This window comes from Paenibacillus sp. 7516, assembly GCF_002272715.1.
Taxonomy (GTDB): Bacteria; Bacillota; Bacilli; order Paenibacillales; family Paenibacillaceae; genus Paenibacillus; species Paenibacillus illinoisensis_A.
Genome location: NZ_NPBI01000039.1, coordinates 127,891 through 146,251, shown reverse-complemented (window position 1 = coordinate 146,251; position 18,361 = coordinate 127,891). Strand labels below are relative to the sequence as shown.

At 48.2% G+C, this 18,361-nt stretch carries 21 protein-coding genes; 20 read left to right on the top strand and 1 reads right to left on the bottom strand.

Annotated features, from left to right (window positions below):
• Window positions 1-18 precede the first annotated feature (18 nt).
• The gene (locus CHI14_RS26495; protein WP_024630670.1) at window positions 19-291 is read left to right on the top strand and encodes an HU family DNA-binding protein; all 273 of its coding nucleotides are present in this window, start codon (window positions 19-21) and stop codon (window positions 289-291) included.
• Between the two features lie 66 nt (window positions 292-357).
• Here the strand turns inward: CHI14_RS26495 and CHI14_RS30225 are convergent, their stop codons facing one another.
• Window positions 358-519: a hypothetical protein gene (locus CHI14_RS30225; RefSeq protein WP_164764346.1), complete on the bottom strand. Its 162-nt coding sequence runs from the start codon at window positions 517-519 to the stop codon at window positions 358-360.
• A gap of 149 nt (window positions 520-668) precedes the next feature.
• Here CHI14_RS30225 and mtrB point away from each other — a divergent pair, with 149 nt between their 5' ends.
• The 19 genes from mtrB to hisC all read left to right on the top strand — a co-directional run bounded on the left by mtrB (window position 669) and on the right by hisC (window position 18,343).
• Window positions 669-890 carry a trp RNA-binding attenuation protein MtrB gene (mtrB, locus tag CHI14_RS26490; protein WP_095292880.1) on the top strand — a complete coding sequence of 74 codons (222 nt, stop codon included), beginning with the start codon at window positions 669-671 and terminating at the stop codon, window positions 888-890.
• Window positions 891-1,094: 204 nt separating this feature from the next.
• Window positions 1,095-1,646 (top strand): hypothetical protein, encoded by a 552-nt coding sequence (locus CHI14_RS26485; RefSeq protein ID WP_095292878.1) that lies wholly within the window; start codon window positions 1,095-1,097, stop codon window positions 1,644-1,646.
• A 101-nt stretch (window positions 1,647-1,747) separates the two neighbouring features.
• A complete protein-coding gene (locus tag CHI14_RS26480; protein ID WP_095292876.1) occupies window positions 1,748-2,611 on the top strand; it encodes a heptaprenyl diphosphate synthase component 1 in 864 nt (287 codons plus the stop codon).
• An 11-nt stretch (window positions 2,612-2,622) separates the two neighbouring features.
• Window positions 2,623-3,351, top strand: coding sequence for a demethylmenaquinone methyltransferase (locus CHI14_RS26475; RefSeq protein WP_095292874.1), 729 nt, complete (start codon window positions 2,623-2,625; stop codon window positions 3,349-3,351).
• Window positions 3,344-4,210, top strand: coding sequence for a UbiA-like polyprenyltransferase (locus tag CHI14_RS26470; protein WP_095292872.1), 867 nt, complete (start codon window positions 3,344-3,346; stop codon window positions 4,208-4,210). Before CHI14_RS26475 ends, CHI14_RS26470 begins: the two co-directional genes overlap by 8 nt.
• Window positions 4,211-4,212: 2 nt before the next feature.
• Window positions 4,213-4,830, top strand: coding sequence for a UbiX family flavin prenyltransferase (locus CHI14_RS26465; RefSeq protein WP_095292870.1), 618 nt, complete (start codon window positions 4,213-4,215; stop codon window positions 4,828-4,830).
• A 330-nt stretch (window positions 4,831-5,160) separates the two neighbouring features.
• A complete protein-coding gene (locus tag CHI14_RS26460; protein WP_095292868.1) occupies window positions 5,161-6,135 on the top strand; it encodes a polyprenyl synthetase family protein in 975 nt (324 codons plus the stop codon).
• A gap of 157 nt (window positions 6,136-6,292) precedes the next feature.
• On the top strand, window positions 6,293-6,736 hold the full coding sequence (ndk, locus tag CHI14_RS26455; RefSeq protein ID WP_095292865.1) for a nucleoside-diphosphate kinase: 444 nt from the start codon (window positions 6,293-6,295) through the stop codon (window positions 6,734-6,736).
• A 24-nt stretch (window positions 6,737-6,760) separates the two neighbouring features.
• On the top strand, window positions 6,761-7,552 hold the full coding sequence (locus CHI14_RS26450) for a CheR family methyltransferase (protein ID WP_095292863.1): 792 nt from the start codon (window positions 6,761-6,763) through the stop codon (window positions 7,550-7,552).
• A gap of 251 nt (window positions 7,553-7,803) precedes the next feature.
• Window positions 7,804-8,973, top strand: a complete 1,170-nt coding sequence (aroC, locus tag CHI14_RS26445; RefSeq protein ID WP_095292861.1) for a chorismate synthase — start codon at window positions 7,804-7,806, stop codon at window positions 8,971-8,973.
• A gap of 1 nt (window position 8,974) precedes the next feature.
• Window positions 8,975-10,072 (top strand): 3-dehydroquinate synthase, encoded by a 1,098-nt coding sequence (gene aroB, locus CHI14_RS26440; RefSeq protein WP_095292859.1) that lies wholly within the window; start codon window positions 8,975-8,977, stop codon window positions 10,070-10,072.
• A gap of 2 nt (window positions 10,073-10,074) precedes the next feature.
• On the top strand, window positions 10,075-10,452 hold the full coding sequence (gene aroH / locus CHI14_RS26435) for a chorismate mutase (protein ID WP_095292857.1): 378 nt from the start codon (window positions 10,075-10,077) through the stop codon (window positions 10,450-10,452).
• Between the two features lie 521 nt (window positions 10,453-10,973).
• Window positions 10,974-12,545 (top strand): anthranilate synthase component I, encoded by a 1,572-nt coding sequence (gene trpE, locus CHI14_RS26430; protein WP_095292951.1) that lies wholly within the window; start codon window positions 10,974-10,976, stop codon window positions 12,543-12,545.
• A 35-nt stretch (window positions 12,546-12,580) separates the two neighbouring features.
• Window positions 12,581-13,654, top strand: a complete 1,074-nt coding sequence (gene trpD, locus CHI14_RS26425) for an anthranilate phosphoribosyltransferase (RefSeq protein ID WP_095292949.1) — start codon at window positions 12,581-12,583, stop codon at window positions 13,652-13,654.
• Window positions 13,644-14,435 carry an indole-3-glycerol phosphate synthase TrpC gene (gene trpC, locus CHI14_RS26420; protein ID WP_095292856.1) on the top strand — a complete coding sequence of 264 codons (792 nt, stop codon included), beginning with the start codon at window positions 13,644-13,646 and terminating at the stop codon, window positions 14,433-14,435. The genes trpD and trpC overlap by 11 nt, the downstream gene beginning before the upstream one ends.
• 107 nt (window positions 14,436-14,542) lie before the next feature.
• Window positions 14,543-15,169, top strand: coding sequence for a phosphoribosylanthranilate isomerase (locus CHI14_RS26415; protein WP_249281253.1), 627 nt, complete (start codon window positions 14,543-14,545; stop codon window positions 15,167-15,169).
• Entirely contained in the window at window positions 15,166-16,365 is a 1,200-nt protein-coding gene (gene trpB / locus CHI14_RS26410; protein WP_095292853.1) for a tryptophan synthase subunit beta, read from the top strand. Before CHI14_RS26415 ends, trpB begins: the two co-directional genes overlap by 4 nt.
• Window positions 16,362-17,168, top strand: a complete 807-nt coding sequence (trpA, locus tag CHI14_RS26405; RefSeq protein ID WP_095292851.1) for a tryptophan synthase subunit alpha — start codon at window positions 16,362-16,364, stop codon at window positions 17,166-17,168. The genes trpB and trpA overlap by 4 nt, the downstream gene beginning before the upstream one ends.
• Window positions 17,169-17,242: 74 nt before the next feature.
• A complete protein-coding gene (hisC, locus tag CHI14_RS26400) occupies window positions 17,243-18,343 on the top strand; it encodes a histidinol-phosphate transaminase (protein ID WP_095292850.1) in 1,101 nt (366 codons plus the stop codon).
• Window positions 18,344-18,361: the final 18 nt, after the last annotated feature.

Below are 18,361 nucleotides of genomic sequence, written 5' to 3'. Positions count from 1 at the left end.
TTCAGGAGGTGAAAACAAATGAACAAATCAGACTTGATTACACACGTGTCCGAAGCGACTGAATTGTCCAAAAAGGATGTAACGAAAGCGGTTGATGCCGTATTCGAAGCAATCTCTGAGGCTCTTCAAAGCGGAGACAAAGTACAATTGGTTGGTTTTGGGAACTTCGAAGTTCGCGAGCGTTCTGCACGCAAAGGACGTAACCCGCAAACAGGTGAAGAAATCGAAATTCCTGCGAGCAAAATTCCTGCATTCAAACCAGGTAAAGCGCTCAAAGACGGAATTAAATAAGATTTCTACATATTCCATATGTCAAAGAAAGGACCGTGACTCGTTCACGGCCTTTTCTTTTGTCTTCTAACGATGTGCCTCGCTGTTTTTTGTGTCCTCAGGGTCGTCCGGTTGCTTGCTATAAGCGATCAATATCAGATCTTCTCCTGCTGATTCCGAAAGGTGCTGTTCAATGTCCTGTAGCTGATGAATATGCTCGTCTGTCAAGGTTGCAGGGGTATACTTCATGCAGAGGCTCCTTTCTATGGAATATATCCTGTAGTATGACCCGCTTCCCATAGATTATTGCAGCTTTACAAGCAAAACTCAGTTGACAAATGAATCAATCTTAATCATCATTAACGCTATTGAACAATTAGGAGAGGGGACGTTACGTAATGGACCATCCAACCGGCAGTGATTACATTGTCATTAAGGCAGAGGAAAACGGAGTTCAGGTGATCGGTTTGACGCGAGGACAGGACACGCGTTTTCACCATACCGAGAAGCTGGACAAAGGTGAAGTCATGATTGCCCAATTTACGAATCATACTTCCGCGATCAAAATCCGCGGCAAGGCTACCATGATTACAAAGCATGGCCAAATAGAATCAGAATAAAAGATGAGTTCTGAGTAAGTTGCATCAGAGCTAAGCATCGTTTTACGGGAATCTCCTGCCTGTTCACGAAGTGGATTAGGGTAGAGCCAATACTTTGGGTATGAGCGAAAAATTGCAGGCATAGCCTGCTTTTTTTCATTGTACAATGAGGTATGAGCCTTTACCGGACAGACTACACTAACATGTAAAGGCAGGGAGGCATTTATGAAACCGCGGATGATCGTGACGGCTTCGCTGCTGGCAACAGTTGCAGCAGTTTTCCTGTTGGTTGCTGTGCAAACCTTACATATGCGAACATTGGGCGGAGAGCGGGTACAACCGGTATCTGCAGCTGAGCAAAAGCTGGAACTGTCTGACGAGAATTTGGTGGACGTGCTGAGCTCCATGCATTTGACTACACCGATTGCAAAAGTGGAGTGGAAGCAGTCGATTTTGAAACTGGATCTGAAGGTGACAGGCACCGGAACAAGTTACACCGAAATTTATGACAATATGGCGACGGTGGCCGAGCTTGGATTTCACGGTCTTGATAACGTAGAGCAAATACTGCTTCGTGTCATGGCAGAAGATGAGTGGCTGCACAAAAGGCATCTGCTGCTTGCGGCTGATATACGAAGAAATGAGTGGCCAACAGAAGCAATTGAAGCACTTCGAAATTGGAGAAGCCCCGTCCTATCCGGTGAAATAAAAGAATGGTTTCACATCATGGAGACCGATCTGTGGAAGAAGCAATTCGAATTGTTGAACGAAGGGTAATAGAATAGCAGGATTCAGTGCGTGTCTGTTCAACATATGCTATAATATATAAGATTGTAGTGCAGAAATGGTTTAACAATGCAAAGGCTCGGAGGCTGAGAATGAATTCATATCGCGTACCCCAACTAGCAAAAAAATATACGGATTACGACATGATTCGACAACATACGGAAATACCACCGTTTCCGGATAGCCGGGCTCGTCTGCTGCAGGCGTTTGTGGGCCGTACAGATGAAAAGGAGCATGATGAGCTCTATGCTCTGGCTACCTCGCTCGTTCAGCTGGCCATGGATACGCATGATCGAATCGATACGATCTCCGGGGATCGGAAAGAGCAGGAGATGCGCTCACGCCAGTTGAACGTTCTTGCTGGTGATTACTTGAGCAGTCGCTTTTATCAGCTGCTTGCCCATGCGGGTCGCATTGAGATGATCGGCAAGCTCAGCGGTGCCGTATCTGAAGTCAACGTACGCAAGATGACGCTGTATGATCGGATGAAAAAGCTTCTCGTTTCGGCTGAAGAATACTTGCATGAAACGGTACAGCTGAAGATGCAGCTGTTTCTTTCTTTTGCGGACATGATTGGATCAAAGGATCAGAAGTTATGGGAGAGTCTTCTTGCTGAATTCAGCTTGTGCGAGACTGTTGTGGAAGAGCTGCAGCGAATGAATGACGCGAAGAAATTCACTCATAGCTATGCGTTCTGGCATATATACAAGCAAGGTACAGCCGATGAGCGGAACCTGATTGGCCAGCCGGAGCCAGATATGCGGGCATGTGGGGCTATGGCAGTCAAGTATCAAATTGATGGGCTCCTGCTGGACAGGCTTCGCGAAAGTACAAACCGCATAAAGCTTTTGCTGCAGGAAGAACAAGACCAGAGGGGATTAGCTGAGCTGCATGCCATCTTGGAAACCTATTTGGGTTATCTGGAGCCTTCACACGCAGCAGTAAGGGAAGATTGAGGGGGAGACAAATGGGGAGCGCAGAGTCGAAACCGAAAGAAGAGTTTGTCCATTCGGTGTTTCAGAGTATAGCCGGAAAATATGATGTCATGAATGACATTCTGAGTTTCCGCAGGCACAAAGCCTGGCGCAAATTCACAATGAAAAAAATGAACATGTCCAAAGGGGATACAGGTTTAGATCTGTGCTGCGGTACCTGTGACTGGACGCTGGCGATGGCCGAGGCAAGTGAAACAGGTCACATGCATGGACTGGACTTTAGCAGCAACATGCTTGAGGTGGGACAGAACAAGGTCAATGCCGTAAACAGACAAAAGCAGATTACGCTTGTTCAGGGGAATGCCATGTCACTTCCTTTTGAAGATAATTCATTTGATTATGTTACCATTGGGTTTGGCCTTCGTAATGTTCCTGATCTGAGACAGGTTTTGTCGGAGATGAAACGTGTAGTAAAACCAGGTGGCATGGTTGTGTGTCTGGAATTGTCCAAGCCGACCTGGCAGCCGTTTAAAGGTATTTATTATTTTTATTTTGAACAAGTACTGCCGAGGCTTGCCAAATTGTTCGCCAAACGTTATGAGCAGTATAAATGGCTGCCTGATTCATTGGCATTATTCCCGGGAAGGAAGGAACTGGCTACCATTTTCGAAGAAACCGGATTGAAGCAAGTGCAGGCCTATCCTCTGACCGGAGGCATCGCGGCATTGCATATTGGAACCAAGGAGAATCAGCATGTTTAGGAAAATTCGCATCTTTTTAGAAATGATCAAGATTGAACATACGCTTTTTGCTTTACCTTTTGCATTTATGGGTGCCATTCTCGGGTCTATGGTCGTGAACGGAACGTTCCCAACCTGGATGCAGATTATGTGGGTACTGCTGGCCATGGTTGGTGCACGCAGTGCGGCATTTGGACTCAACCGGATGATTGACCAAGCGATCGACGGCAAAAATCCGCGGACGGCTATGCGTGCCATCCCAGCGGGCCTGCTCAAAAATGGCGAGGTTGTTATCTTTATTATTGTCTCGTTTATCCTGTTATTCTGGGCTTCATCCAATCTTAATGTGTTATCCATGCAATTACTTCCGATCGCAGTGTTTATGCTGGTATTGTATTCATACACCAAACGATTCACATGGCTCTGCCATGTTGTTCTCGGAATGACTATTGGCCTTGCTCCACTAGGAGGCTGGGTTGCTGTTACGGGGTCCATGGATTGGACAGCCATTGTGCTGTACGTTACGATTGTGTTCTGGACCGCGGGCTTCGATATTATTTATGCATGTCAGGACCTGGAGTTCGACCAGGAAGAGGGGCTTCATTCCATTCCTTCCCGTTTCGGACTTATCAAATCGTTGAATATTGCCAAGTTCTTTCACATTATTACAGCCATCGGATTTTTGGCGCTTCTGCTGATGACGGATCTAAGCTGGTGGTATGGTGCGGGTATGCTGATTACATATGGTATTCTTTTCTATGAGCACTATATTGTATCGCCTAACGATATGAGTCGTGTACAGACGGCTTTCTTTACCATGAATAGTGTTTTGAGTCTGGTCGTATTTACCTTTACTTTGATAGACCTGGCGGTGAAATAAACATGCAGCAGCTGGACAATAAACGACTTGTTGTCGGAATTACCGGAGCCAGCGGAAGTATTTATGGCATAAGACTTATTGAGACGCTGCTCGGCCTGGATTTCACTGTCCATCTGGTGATATCTAATGCCGGCTGGCGGGTTTTAAAAGAAGAAATGGATTGGGATGTCACGAATCGTGAAGGTGTGCTGGAAGAGAAATTCGGCGGCCTCGGCGGTTCGCTTGTCTATCATCCCGTTAGTGATATAGGGGCTTCGATTGCAAGCGGATCTTACCTGGCTGATGGCATGATTATCATGCCATGCTCCATGGGCACACTTTCCTCCATCGCACAGGGGTCTTCAGATAATCTGATGTCTCGCGCTGCGGATGTCATGATGAAGGAGGCAAGGCCGCTAATTCTGGTGCCACGGGAGACTCCGCTCCATGCGATCCATCTGGAGAACATGCTCAAGCTCTCTCGCTTGGGTGTTCGAATGATTCCGGCCATGCCGGCTTTTTATCACAAACCTCAGACGATGGAAGAGTTGATTCTGTTTTTGGTAGGTAAAGTGCTGGATAGTTTGCGCATTCAGCATCAACTGTTTGCAAGATGGGGAGAGCCGGATCAACGGGGCTAGCCGTTTTTCTATAACAGTTTGAATTTAATATGCAGGTTTATGACCTGCTAGCCCCGGTATCCCGGGGTATTGGTGAGCGCTGATGGTAGAGTTTCGGTGAAACCACAGCCTTGACCCATGCTCCGGCAACTTCTGGATTTGTTTCAGAACAAGTCGAAGAGTTTAATTCCCGGATGTCAGCCATGACATTCGAAGAAGTAAGTACGACTTAGTAGAACACAAGCAGGAACGGCAAGCCCTGGTTTTTCGTTATGCCTGCAGGCCCGACTTGCTGGAGGGGAAGGTAAGCATGGATTTTTGGACTGATAATACGCTGACACGGGTGAACGAATGAAACTATTGGATATTTTCGGGTTGTTAAAAAAAGACATGGATTACATCGAAAAAGAATTGTATCGCAGTGTGCAGGGAGATCAGAAACTGCTAAGTGAAACTTCACTACATCTGCTCAAAGCCGGCGGGAAGCGTCTGCGTCCGGTATTTGTACTGCTCGGCGGTAAATATGGTACATATGACATTGAACGCCTGAAGTTGATTGCGGTACCGCTGGAATTGATTCATTCTGCTTCACTGGTGCATGACGATGTTATTGATAATGCGGAGACACGGAGAGGCAAACCTACGGTAAAGTCCAAATGGGATAACCGTATTGCGATGTACACCGGGGATTATATCTATGGAAAAGCACTTCAGATGACAGCTGGCCTGTCCGATCCGGACATCCATCGTATTCTGGCGAAGGCCATGGTGCAGATGTCTATCGGTGAGATGGAGCAGATTCGTGACTTTTTCAATACAGGACAGAGTGTTCGCAATTACCTGCTGCGGATCCGTCGCAAAACAGCGCTGCTGATTGCAGTCAGCTGCCAGCTTGGAGCTCTGGCTACACGCGCACCAAAACATGTTTCTTCGCTCTTGTATACTTACGGATATAATGTGGGCATGGCCTTCCAGATTCAGGATGATGTACTTGATCTGGTGGGAACGGAGAAACAACTGGGTAAGCCTCCAGGTAGTGATATGAAACAGGGGAATATTACGCTGCCTGTCCTGTACGCTCTGCAGGAACGTGATCTTCGTGAGCCGCTGCTTAACGAGATTTCGCGTGTTCAGCGTGAAGATGGACGGGCAAGTGCCTCGGATGCCATTGGAATGATTCGCCAAAGTCAAGGAATCGCTAAAGCTGAAGCACTGGCTGACCGATATATGAAGAAAGCGCTCGATGCTCTGGATCAGCTGCCCAATATCAAGACAAGCAAAAATTTGCGCGATATTGCACATTTTGTTGTCAAGCGGACTCATTAACGTGCAGTGATATGATCATGCCGCTTCGTACTCGGGTTTACTCCAAAGACATAGATGTGAGATTCCTCATTGGGAGGAATTGGACATGTATGTTACAATCAAAGTGATTGCGTCTACATAATGAACTAACTTTGAACCGTGAGTGAGGAGTGAGCGTATGGATCGTACATTTTTGATGGTGAAGCCGGATGGTGTGCAGCGTGGTTTGATTGGGCGTATCGTTAGCCGTCTGGAAGACAAGGGGTTTAAAATGGTGGCCGGGAAACTGGTTCAGATGACAGAGGAACAGGCCAAGCGCCATTATGCGGAACATGAAGGAAAGCCGTTTTTTGATGATCTGGTGCAGTTTATCACATCCGGGCCTGTATTTGCCATGGTCTGGGAAGGTGATGACATTGTGGCACTTGCGCGGATTGTTATCGGCAAAACCAATGTAAAGGAAGCGGCTCCCGGTACGATCCGCGGAGACTTTGCGAGCCACACACCGCATAACCTGATTCATGGAGCAGATTCGCCGGAGTCTGCCACTCGTGAAGCAGCAAACTTCTTTAGTTCAGATGAGTTGGTGACGTACGACAAGAGCATCGCAGCCTGGTTGTAATTTATTAGCCAGAAGGGTGATACGATGCTGGAGCAGGAACAACTAGACCCGGATTATGCCGGTTTTATTCGGAAAATCAAAGAGAGCACAGGCATTGATCTTGCTCAATACAAGGAAGGCCAGATGAAAAGACGGCTGACCACACTTCGAAACAAAAACGGGTTTCATACATTTTCTAATTTTTTTGATGCCATGCAGAAGGATAAGTCGCTATTTTACGAATTTCTTGATCGGATGACGATTAACGTTTCGGAATTTTGGCGAAATCCTAACCGCTGGGAAGTGCTCCGTGACGAGATCCTTCCTGAGTTGATTGGTCCGAAGCGCCGTGTAAAGGTATGGAGTGCAGCTTGTTCAACTGGTGAAGAGCCCTATACACTTGCAATGATTTTGGATACCATGGGAATTCTTAAGGATAGTTCCATTACGGCGAGTGATCTGGACGAAGGCGCACTGGCCAAAGCCAAGGAAGGGCGTTATATGGAGCGTTCGCTCAAGGATGTCCCCAGAGAGACAGCCAGTCGATATTTTAAACAGGACGGGTTGGTTTATCGAATCGATGACAAGCTCAAAAGCTCAATCAAGTTTATGAAGCAGAATCTGCTGCTGGACCCGTTTGATGATGGGTATGATCTGATTGTGTGCCGGAATGTGATGATCTATTTTACCGAGGAAGCCAAAAATCTGTTGTATCATAAATTTGCAGCAAGTTTACGGCCAGGCGGCATTCTATTCGTAGGCAGCACAGAACAGATTTTCTCCCCTGGACAATACGGTCTGGAGACAGCGGAGACGTTCTTCTATCGTAAAAAATAAATAAAGTTAACGGATTGGCTGACCGTCTGGATTACACACGAACGTGTGTCCAGACGGTTATTTGTATTTCCGGGTAAAGAAGGGCGTAAATTTCAGCTGCGAATTGTGTCAGCACAAGCAGACCAAAACTTCGTTTTTGGGCAGGAAACGACGGGCTTTCTTGTCAAAGCGGGTCAGCTATACTATAATGAGCAAAGAAATTATGGGATTTTAGCAATGTGCAGTTTAACAGTTTAAAGGGGGAACGTATTATGAGTTTACGTTATTTAACCGCAGGGGAAACGCACGGACCCCAATTGACAGCGATTATCGAAGGATTGCCAAGCAATCTGAATATTGATTTTGAGGAACTGAACTTCCAGCTCCACCGTAGACAAAAAGGATATGGCCGTGGACGCCGGATGCAGATTGAGAAAGATCAGGCCAATTTTGTAGGTGGCATTCGTCACGGATATACAACTGGAGCTCCGGTAGCTCTGGTCGTTCAGAATAATGACTGGAAACACTGGCAGAACATTATGAATATTGAGCCTATTGAAGGCAGTGATGAAGAGAAACGCCGCGTTCATCGTCCTCGTCCTGGACATGCGGACCTGAACGGCGGACTCAAATATAATCTGAAAGATCTGCGCAACGTTCTAGAGCGCTCCAGTGCACGTGAAACAACGGTACGTGTAGCTTGTGGAGCGATCGCTCGTCAGTTCCTGGCTGAGTTTGGCATTAAGGTAGCGGGGCGTGTACTGCGTATCGGAGAGATCGAGGCACCTTACCAAGACCTGCCTATCGATGAGCTGATTGAAGTAACCGAAGCTTCCTCGGTTCGAGTAACCGATGCAGAGACGGAGAAGAAGATGGAAGCCTACATTGATCAAATCAAGCAGGAAGGCGACTCCATCGGAGGAATCGTGGAATGCATTGTTGAAGGTGTGCCTGTCGGTCTCGGAAGCCATGTGCAGTATGATCGCAAACTGGATGCACGGATTGCTCAAGGTGTCATGTCCATTAATGCCTTTAAAGGTGTGGAAATCGGTATCGGATTCGAAGCAGGAACGATCCGCGGCTCCCAGGTACATGATGAAATTCTTCACACGGAGGAACGTGGTTACCACCGGGCAACCAATCGTTTGGGTGGATTTGAAGGCGGTATGACCAACGGAATGCCGGTCGTAGTTCGTGGGGTTATGAAACCTATTCCGACACTCTACAAACCACTTCAAAGCGTTGATATTGATACCAAAGAAGCCTTCACAGCCCAAGTCGAACGTTCAGATGCTTGTGCCGTCCCGGCAGCAAGCGTAGTCATGGAACATGTGGTGGCATGGGAGATTGCCAAGGCATTCCTTGAGAAATTTGGTGGGGATTCCATGGAGGAAATTCGCGCGAACTACAACAACTATAATGCTCAATTGGAGAGCTACTAATATGCGTCAGCTGACAGTTCAGTTGGAGGAACGCTCATACCCCATTCTGATTGGCAGTGGTCTGCTCGCTGAGGCTCCTCGATTTTTTGAACAATATGGATTGACCAAAAAAAGTCCGCTGCTCATTATTACCGATGAGAATGTGGCTCCCAAGTATTTGGCTGGTCTTGAACAGATCCTCCGGGCGGCTGACTATACAGTCGTTTCGGCAGTGGTCCCTTCGGGAGAGACATCCAAATCCCTATCGGTTTATCAATACATGATGACAGCTGCCATAGAGGGTAAACTGGATCGCAGTTCCGCCATTATTGCGTTGGGTGGAGGCGTTGTGGGAGATCTCGCTGGATTTGTGGCGGCTACATATATGCGTGGAATCAAGTTTGTACAAGTACCTACAACAATTCTCGCACATGACAGCAGTGTTGGTGGCAAAGTAGCCGTTAACCATCCGCTGGCCAAAAATATGATTGGTGCATTCCATCAGCCTGAGCTTGTGCTCTATGATGTAGATACACTTCAATCCTTGCCGCCGCGCGATGTTTCAGCCGGACTATCGGAAATGCTGAAGCACGGACTGATTCGCGACGAAGCGTTTGCACATTGGTGTGAAGAGCATGCCGAAGCGTTGCTCGCGCTTGATCCGGAAGCACTCGGATACGGACTGGAACGCGGATGCGGCATCAAGGCTGAAATTGTGTCACGTGATGAGCGGGAAAACGGCGAGCGTGCACTTTTGAATTTGGGCCATACCATTGGTCACGCAATCGAAGCGATAGCTGGCTACGGGGAGTTTTTGCATGGAGAAGCCATCTCTATCGGGATGGCCGGATCGGCATTGCTGGGCGAGAAGCTTGGTGCACCTGCAGGTCTATATGAAGATACGGTGCGGATGCTTCGTTCCCTGCGATTACCGGTCACCATGCCGAAACATCTGGATACCGATGCGTTGATGGAAGCGATGATGCATGACAAGAAATTCCGTGAAGGACATATGGTCTTCATTATTCCGTATCGGATTGGAGCAGCGAGAATTGTGAAAGACGTGCCCGTATCGGCAGTTCGGGATGTCATTGAATTGCTTAAGAAGGGAGCAGAATAACGATGGTAACACGTGGAATTCGCGGGGCTACAACAGTCACGCAAAATAACGAAGAACAGATTTTGAAGGAAACAGCGGTATTGCTGCAGGAGATTGTAGACCGCAACGATATTAAGCCGGAAGATATCTGCAGCGTCTGGATTACGATGACGGGTGATTTGGATGCTGCCTTCCCAGCGAAGGCCATTCGTCAACTGGAAGGCTGGGAATTGGTACCTTTGATGTGTGCACTGGAAGTACCCGTTAAGGGTGCCCTGCCGCAATGCATTCGTTTCATGGTGCATGTGAACACAACCAAAGACCAACATGAAATCAATCATGTGTACCTGAATGGTGCACAATCCCTGCGGCCTGATTTGGCTGCACCTTCGAATTCATAAGAAATAGAGTGGTTGTCAAACCATTCTGAATGCTGTATAGTGAGAACCAGTTGAGTAGAGTATGAGTTGAGCTGAGAGCAGCTGAGATAGTGGAGTATATAGCAGAGTCCAGCGGGTGGTAGCCGGAGTAACAAGGTCGGCCAACTGATTCGCGGTACGTCGTGCTACAGGATTGATAAGAACAGGAACCTCATATTGTGAAACGTGTCCATTGACACCGTTTTGTTTTGGTATATGCTCATTTTTGTTTGCTGAGATCCCATTTTGTTTCTGTGATGGTATGTGCAAGCAGAAAGAGTTAGTGAACCCATATTCAAAACGTGCAGGTTGGTGGATGTAGGACGTTCATTCATGAGACTGGTCTGTTGATCGAGCATGGAAGTATAGGGACTTGTTATTTATGAAGCACCAAACTGTTGATTACAGCTTATAAACCCAGAACCTCTACCTGATGGTAGAGGTTTTTTTTGTTATATACAACCCATGACTTTCTTCTACCTAATCTGAAAGGACGTGATCTGATGATAACGCCAAACGTTAATCAAGTACTGAAAATGTCGAAAGAATACAATCTGATTCCGGTAGTCAAACGGATTTTGGCTGATATGGAAACACCTATCCGGATTTTCCGCCGTTATGCTGAGAATGACCGGGCATTCCTGCTGGAGAGTGTGGAGGGTGGTATTCAGTGGGCAAGGTATTCTTTCATTGGTACGGATCCGTTTCTGATGATTTCGGCCAAAAAGGGCCGGATGGAAGTGGAAGAAGCTGGCCAGAAGCGCGAGCTGCCAGGCAAACCTATTGAAGAACTAAAAGCGCTGCTGCGCAAGTACCGTAGTCCCAAAGACGACGAACTGCCGCCATTTACTGGCGGAGCGATTGGTTTTTTTGGATATGATCTGCTGCAATATTATGAGAAGCTTCCGGCTCATGCGCTGGATGATCTGAATATGGATGATATCCGTTTCATGTTCTGTGACCAGATTATTGTGTTTGACCACGTGAAACAGCAAATGCTGCTTGTCGGCAACGTTCATGTCAAAGAAGGGGCAACGGATGAAGACATCCGGAAAGCTTATGCAGTGACATCAGAGAAGCTTGAGCAGGCCGCTGAGCGCTTGCAGCAGCAGGGACCCGGGGAAAACCTGAATCCGCGATCCATTCCGGGAGACGTTGATCTGGGGGATATTCGTTCCAACCTAACGAAGGAACAATTTATCGGCAATGTGGAGCAAGCCAAGGAATATATCCGTGCAGGTGATATTTTTCAGGTCGTGCTGTCGCAGCGCTTCCACATCGATACTGAGGTTTCCCCGCTTCATGTGTATCGTGTACTTCGGACCCTGAACCCATCGCCCTATATGTATTATTTGAAAATGGATGATGAAATCATTGTCGGGACCTCGCCAGAGGCTCTGGTAAAGGTGGACGGCAATCGTGTGGAGACACGGCCAATTGCCGGCACACGTCCAAGAGGTGCAACGGAAGCGGAGGATCGTGCGCTTGCAGCCGATCTGCTGCAGGATGAGAAGGAGCGGGCGGAACATCTCATGCTGGTTGATCTGGGCCGAAACGATCTCGGCCGTGTATCGAAATTTGGCAGTGTGAAGTGTGACATGTTCATGGAGATTGAGCGTTATTCTCACGTCATGCACATGGTATCGAATGTGACAGGCGAGCTCAGAGAAGACAAGGATTTCTTCGATGCATTCCTCTCGTGTCTCCCTGCTGGAACGGTATCAGGTGCACCGAAGCTGCGTGCCATGGAGATTATTGCAGAGCTGGAAAAAGAAGCTCGCGGTGCTTACGCAGGCGCGATCGGATATCTCGGGTTCTCCGGTAACATGGATGCCTGCATTACGATTCGAACCATCATTTTCAAAAAAGGAAAAGCGTACGTGCAGGCCGGAGCAGGCATTGTATGGGACTCGGTACCTGAAAGTGAATACGAGGAAACAGTCAACAAGGCAAAAGCATTACTTAAAGCAATCCGTACAGCGGAGGCCATGTTCCCACCTAAAGGAAAAGATAACCACCTGACACTTGCGAATGCAGATTATTTTGTAACGCCAGCCTCGGCTGTACAGAACTGAGAGAGGAGAGACCGGATATGAATATGAACCCTGTGATGAATGAAGATTCCAAGAGATCCGCATCTGCCTTAAGCCAGAACGAAGGAATGAAGGACGGACTTGCCAAAATTTTGGAGGGTAACCATCTCGAGCAGACGGAAGCACGTAACTTGATGTATTCCATCATGAAGGGTGAAGCGACTCCGGCCCAGATTGGCGGGTTGCTGATGGCTCTCCGAATGAAGGGGGAAACGGTGGATGAAATCACCGGTTTTGCAGAGGCGATGCGCGGACAGGGCGGCCGGATTCTTACTGATGGTAGCGGGCTGCTCGATACTTGCGGGACTGGCGGATCGGGGATTCACAAGTTCAATATCTCAACAGCCTCAGCCATCATAGCAGCAGCAGTCTCTGTTCGTGTGGCGAAGCATGGCAATCGATCTGCTTCAGGTAAAGCAGGCAGTGCGGATGTTCTTGAAGCGCTCGGTGTTAACATTCATCTGGATGGAGAACAGGCCAGACAATGCCTGGATGAGATCGGAATTTGCTTCTGTTTCGCTCAGGTGTACCATCCTTCCATGAAACATGCGGCTGCACCACGCAAAGAGCTGGGTGTACGTACGATCTTCAATATGCTTGGTCCTCTCACTAATCCCGCAGGCGCGGATCGGCAGCTCCTCGGTCTGTATGACCGTAGTCGCACGCCGATGATTGCAGAAGTTCTCAATCGTCTCGGTCTAAAGAGAGCGCTGGTCGTTGCAAGTCATGATGGACTGGATGAGATCAGCATATCCGCACCGACTCAGGTATCTGAACTACGTAATGGTGAAGTTCAGACGTACGACATTGACCCGCGTGATATGGGGTTGTCGCTCCATCCGCTGGAGACCGTTCTTGGAGGAGATGCTCTCCAGAATGCCGAAATCATAAAACGAATCTTTCACGGAGAACGGAGCGCGTATCGTGATGTCGTTCTGTTAAATGCTGGAGCATGCATCTACCTTTCGGGTCTTGCAAAGACCATTGCGGAAGGTGTGACCATGGCCGCGAATGCTGTGGATTCCGGAAAAGCAGCGATGAAATTGGAACAGCTAATACACACAACGGAGGCGTACAGTCATGTATCTTGATCGAATTGTAGCAACGAAACAGCAAGAGGTTGAAGTATTGGCCCAAACCTTTCAGATGGAAGAGGCATTAAAACAGATTGAAACATTGCCCGTTACCCGCGGGTTTGAACGGGCGTTATCGAAGAATCGTAATCGGAGCCTGGGACTTATTGCTGAAGTGAAAAAAGCATCACCATCCAAAGGTCTTATTCGACCTGACTTTCATCCGGTAGAGATTGCATTAGCCTATGAACGGGCAGGAGCAGATTGTATTTCCGTATTGACGGACGTCTCCTACTTTCAAGGCAGTGGAGAATATTTGCAGGCCATTCATCAAGCAGTGAATATTCCTCTTTTGCGTAAGGATTTTATTATCGATGAGCGCCAGATCGCTGAAGCAAGATTGCTTGGTGCAGATGCCATTTTGCTGATTGCAAGCATCCTGTCCCCGGAGCAGATCCGTCAGTATCTGTCATTTGCCAAAAGTATAGGACTGGATGTCTTAATTGAAGTCCATGACCGAACGGAACTGGAGCAGGTACTGGAGATTCCGCATGCAACTCTGGTTGGAATCAATAACCGTAATCTGAAGACGTTCGAAACCAGCTTAAGTACAACGCTTGATCTGATGAAGCTGATTCCGGATAGCGTAACGTTAATCAGTGAGAGTGGAATTGACGGTCCAGAGCGTTTAGGATCACTAATAGAGGCCGGAGTAAAAGGGATCCTAGTCGGTGAGCATCTGATGCGCAAGGATGATGTGGAAGCAGCCGTTTACGAATTGATGGGGCCAAGAGGATGAATAAACTCATAAATGACGGTATAGGCGGCAGAGACAACAGGACGCCTAGAGAATCGGCAGCGGCCGTAAAAATTTGTGGACTTCAGGACGTTGAAGTGCTAAAATCGATGATAAACTTGCCGATTGATTACATTGGTGTTGTCTTTGCCGAGTCCCGTCGCCAAATTGATGCGCGTAAGGCTGCCGAGTTAAGAGCGGTCCTCATGGACTGGAATACATCTCATCGTCCGAAACTGGCAGGAGTATTTGTGAATCCTTCAATCACAGCGCTGGAGAGTGTAATGGAAGTAGCTCACCTGGATGTTATTCAGCTGCATGGACAGGAGTCTCCGGAATTTTGCGGACTGGTGAAGCAGCGTTTCGGAACCGAGGTGTTCAAGGCTCTTTCTTTTCCCAAAGATGAAACAGCTGCAGAAGTGAACGATACGGCCAAGAAGGCACTTGATCCTTATCAAAACGTTGTGGATGCCATATTACTGGATACCTATGATCCGTTATACGGAGGAGGTTCCGGCAAGACGTTTGCGTGGGATCGTATTCCCGCTTATGCTGAATGGGCCATTCAACATGGAATTGCTCTGTTCGTAGCAGGGGGGCTGCATCCGGATAATGTAGAGCAACTGATACAGACCTATGCACCAGACGGCGTCGATGTATCCAGCGGCGTAGAGTCTGACGGCGTGAAAGATATTGCAAAAATCACAGCATTTGTAGAAAGGGTGAAGCAGGCATGACACATCAATTGCCGGATCAAAACGGGCGATTCGGTCCCTTCGGAGGCCGCTTTGTTCCTGAGACACTAATGAACGCTCTAATCGAATTGGAAGAGGCGTATGATCGTTACTCTCAAGACGAGGAATTCAATAAGGAATTAAATTATCTGCTAAGTGAGTATTCCGGACGGGAGACGCCGCTGTATCATGCGGAACAGCTGTCTCGCCATCTGGGAGGACCGAAGATCTATCTGAAGCGGGAAGATTTGAATCATACCGGTGCACATAAAATTAACAATGCGATCGGACAAGGCTTGCTTGCCAAACGTATGGGTAAAAAGAAAGTCATCGCCGAAACGGGTGCCGGACAGCATGGTGTTGCAACGGCAACCGTTGCTGCACTGCTTGGTCTCGAATGTAAAGTGTTCATGGGCGAAGAAGATACAGAGCGTCAACAACTGAACGTATTCCGGATGAAGCTGCTGGGGGCAGAAGTGATTCCGGTGACGTCGGGCACACGGACACTGAAGGATGCAGGGAATGAGGCTCTTCGTTACTGGGTCAGCAACGTGGAGGATACATTCTATGTGCTTGGATCAGTCGTTGGTCCACATCCATATCCGATGATGGTGCGTAACTTTCAACGAGTCATTGGGGATGAGACGCGCAGACAGATCCAGGAGATTGAAGGGCGTCTTCCTGATGTGATCGTTGCCGCTGTCGGTGGCGGAAGTAATGCAATTGGCATGTTCTACCCGTTTATCGGGGATCAGGATGTGAAGCTGGTTGGTGTTGAAGCTGCCGGCAAAGGTGTGGACACTGAATTCCACGCAGCGACGATGAGTAAAGGGACACATGGCGTATTTCAGGGTTCCATGAGTTATTTGCTTCAGGATGAGTATGGACAGGTTCAACCTGCACATTCCATCTCGGCGGGTCTGGATTATCCAGGCGTTGGTCCGGAGCATTCCTATCTGAAGGACATTGAACGTGCGAAGTATGTACCGATTACGGATCAGGAGGCGCTGGATGCTCTGCAGCTGCTCAGCCGCACAGAAGGTATCATTCCTGCACTGGAATCTGCACATGCTGTGGCTCAAGTCGTTAAGCTTGCACCTGAACTTACAGCAGACGATATTGTTGTCATCTGTCTGTCCGGTCGGGGAGACAAAGATGTGGAATCCATTATGAAATATACAGGAGGGAACTTGTCATGAATCGGATGGACCAGACCTTCCTGCGTTTAAAGGAACAAAATCGTACAGCACTTATTCCGTTTCTGACCGTTGGTGACCCCGATGTGGAGACGACAATTGATATTATCAAGGAGCTTGAACAGGCAGGAGCTGACATCCTGGAGCTTGGGGTTCCCTATTCCGATCCGCTTGCGGATGGGCCTGTCATCCAGCGCGCATCCGAGCGTGCGCTGAAAAGCCAAATATCCATTCGTACTTGCATGGAAACAGCGGCCAAGGCACGCGAGGCTGGGGTACAGCTTCCGTTTGTTCTCTTTACGTACTACAACCCTGTACTGCAAACGGGACTGGATTTGTTCTTTGATGAACTTGTGAAACACGATATTAGCGGCATGATTATTCCGGATCTTCCCATTGAGGAAGCAGAAGAGATGCGCCGCAGAGCGGACGCGGCAGGCGTACATCTGGTTCCGTTGGTAGCTCCTACTTCCAACGCACGGATTGAGCGTATCGTTAATGGAGCGCGAGGCTTTATCTACTGCGTATCTTCGCTAGGAGTAACGGGGGAAAGAGCGTCCTTCTTTGACGGAGTAGAGCGTTTTATTGAGACTGTGAAAAGTTTGACAGATATTCCGGTAGCGGTAGGGTTCGGCATTTCCAGCCATGAGCAAGTAGAGCGTTTTTCCCGCATCTGCGACGGGGTGGTTGTAGGAAGTGCCATCGTTCGTCAGGTGGAAGAAGCGATCCCTCTTCTTGGGAATCCGGATACCCGTGAGGCAGGGCTGTTGCAAATTCGCAACTTTGTGGCACAATTAAAAGGATAGGGAGATAACGACGTGTTACTTCCCCTGCATGTTTCGGCATGTAACTTATAACTTAACTACAGGAGGCGGTCGGGTTGAAACCGAAATCCCAGATTGTCAATCTGCCTGTGTACCAACCGGGCAAACCGATTGAAGAAGTGAAACGTGAACTGGGGCTTGAGCAAGTGATCAAGCTGGCCTCCAACGAGAATCCATACGGCAGCTCTCCTGCCGTACTGGAAGCCATTACGAAAGAGTTGGCCCATGTTAGTCTGTATCCTGACGGCAGCGCCGTTGAGCTGACAGGGGTGCTGGCAAAGCATTTGGGCGTGGAACGAAACAACATTATTTTTGGCTGCGGATCAGACGAGATTATTGCATTAATTACCCGTGCCTTCTTCCTTCCGGGCGATGAGACAATCATGGCGGATCAGACGTTCTCCGTGTACAAAAGCAATGCAGACATTGAGGGCGCAGTGACAATTGAAGTTCCGCTTCAAGATGGAACGCATGACCTGTCCTCCATGCTCGCGGAAATAAGTGATAAAACCAAAGTCATCTGGGTATGTAATCCGAATAACCCTACAGGGACAATTATCTCTGAACAGGAACTTGTAGCATTTATGGATCGGGTACCTGCTCATGTAATGGTTGTGGTGGATGAGGCCTATTATGAGTTTGTAACGGATGAGGCGTATCCACAAACCATTTCCATGCTGGATCGTTATCCGAACCTGGTCATTTTACGGACATTCTCCAAAATCTATGGCCTTGCTTCACTACGAATTGGATATGGCATTGCACGTCCGGAGGTCATCGACCTGATTAACCGTGTACGTGAACCGTTCAACACGTCGCGTTTTGGCCAGGTGGCAGCAACGGCTGCACTTTTGGACCAACCATTTGTTCAGGAATGTGCGAAGCAGAATGCATCTGAACGTGATTATCTGCAAAACGAGTTTGCCCGTCTTGGATTGCCGTTCTTCGCGTCGCAAGGAAACTTCATCTTGGTCGATTTGGATATGCCATCTAAGGATGCTTTCCAATCCTTGCTCAAACAAGGGATCATTGTCCGCCCTGGATTCCAAGTCTATCCAACATACATCCGTGTGTCTGTAGGCAAACCAGAACAGAACCGTGCTTTTGTGACGGCATTGGAGAACACGCTGGCTGAGAAGGCGACAACAAGCCACTAAAACCGGCGATGAAAGAGT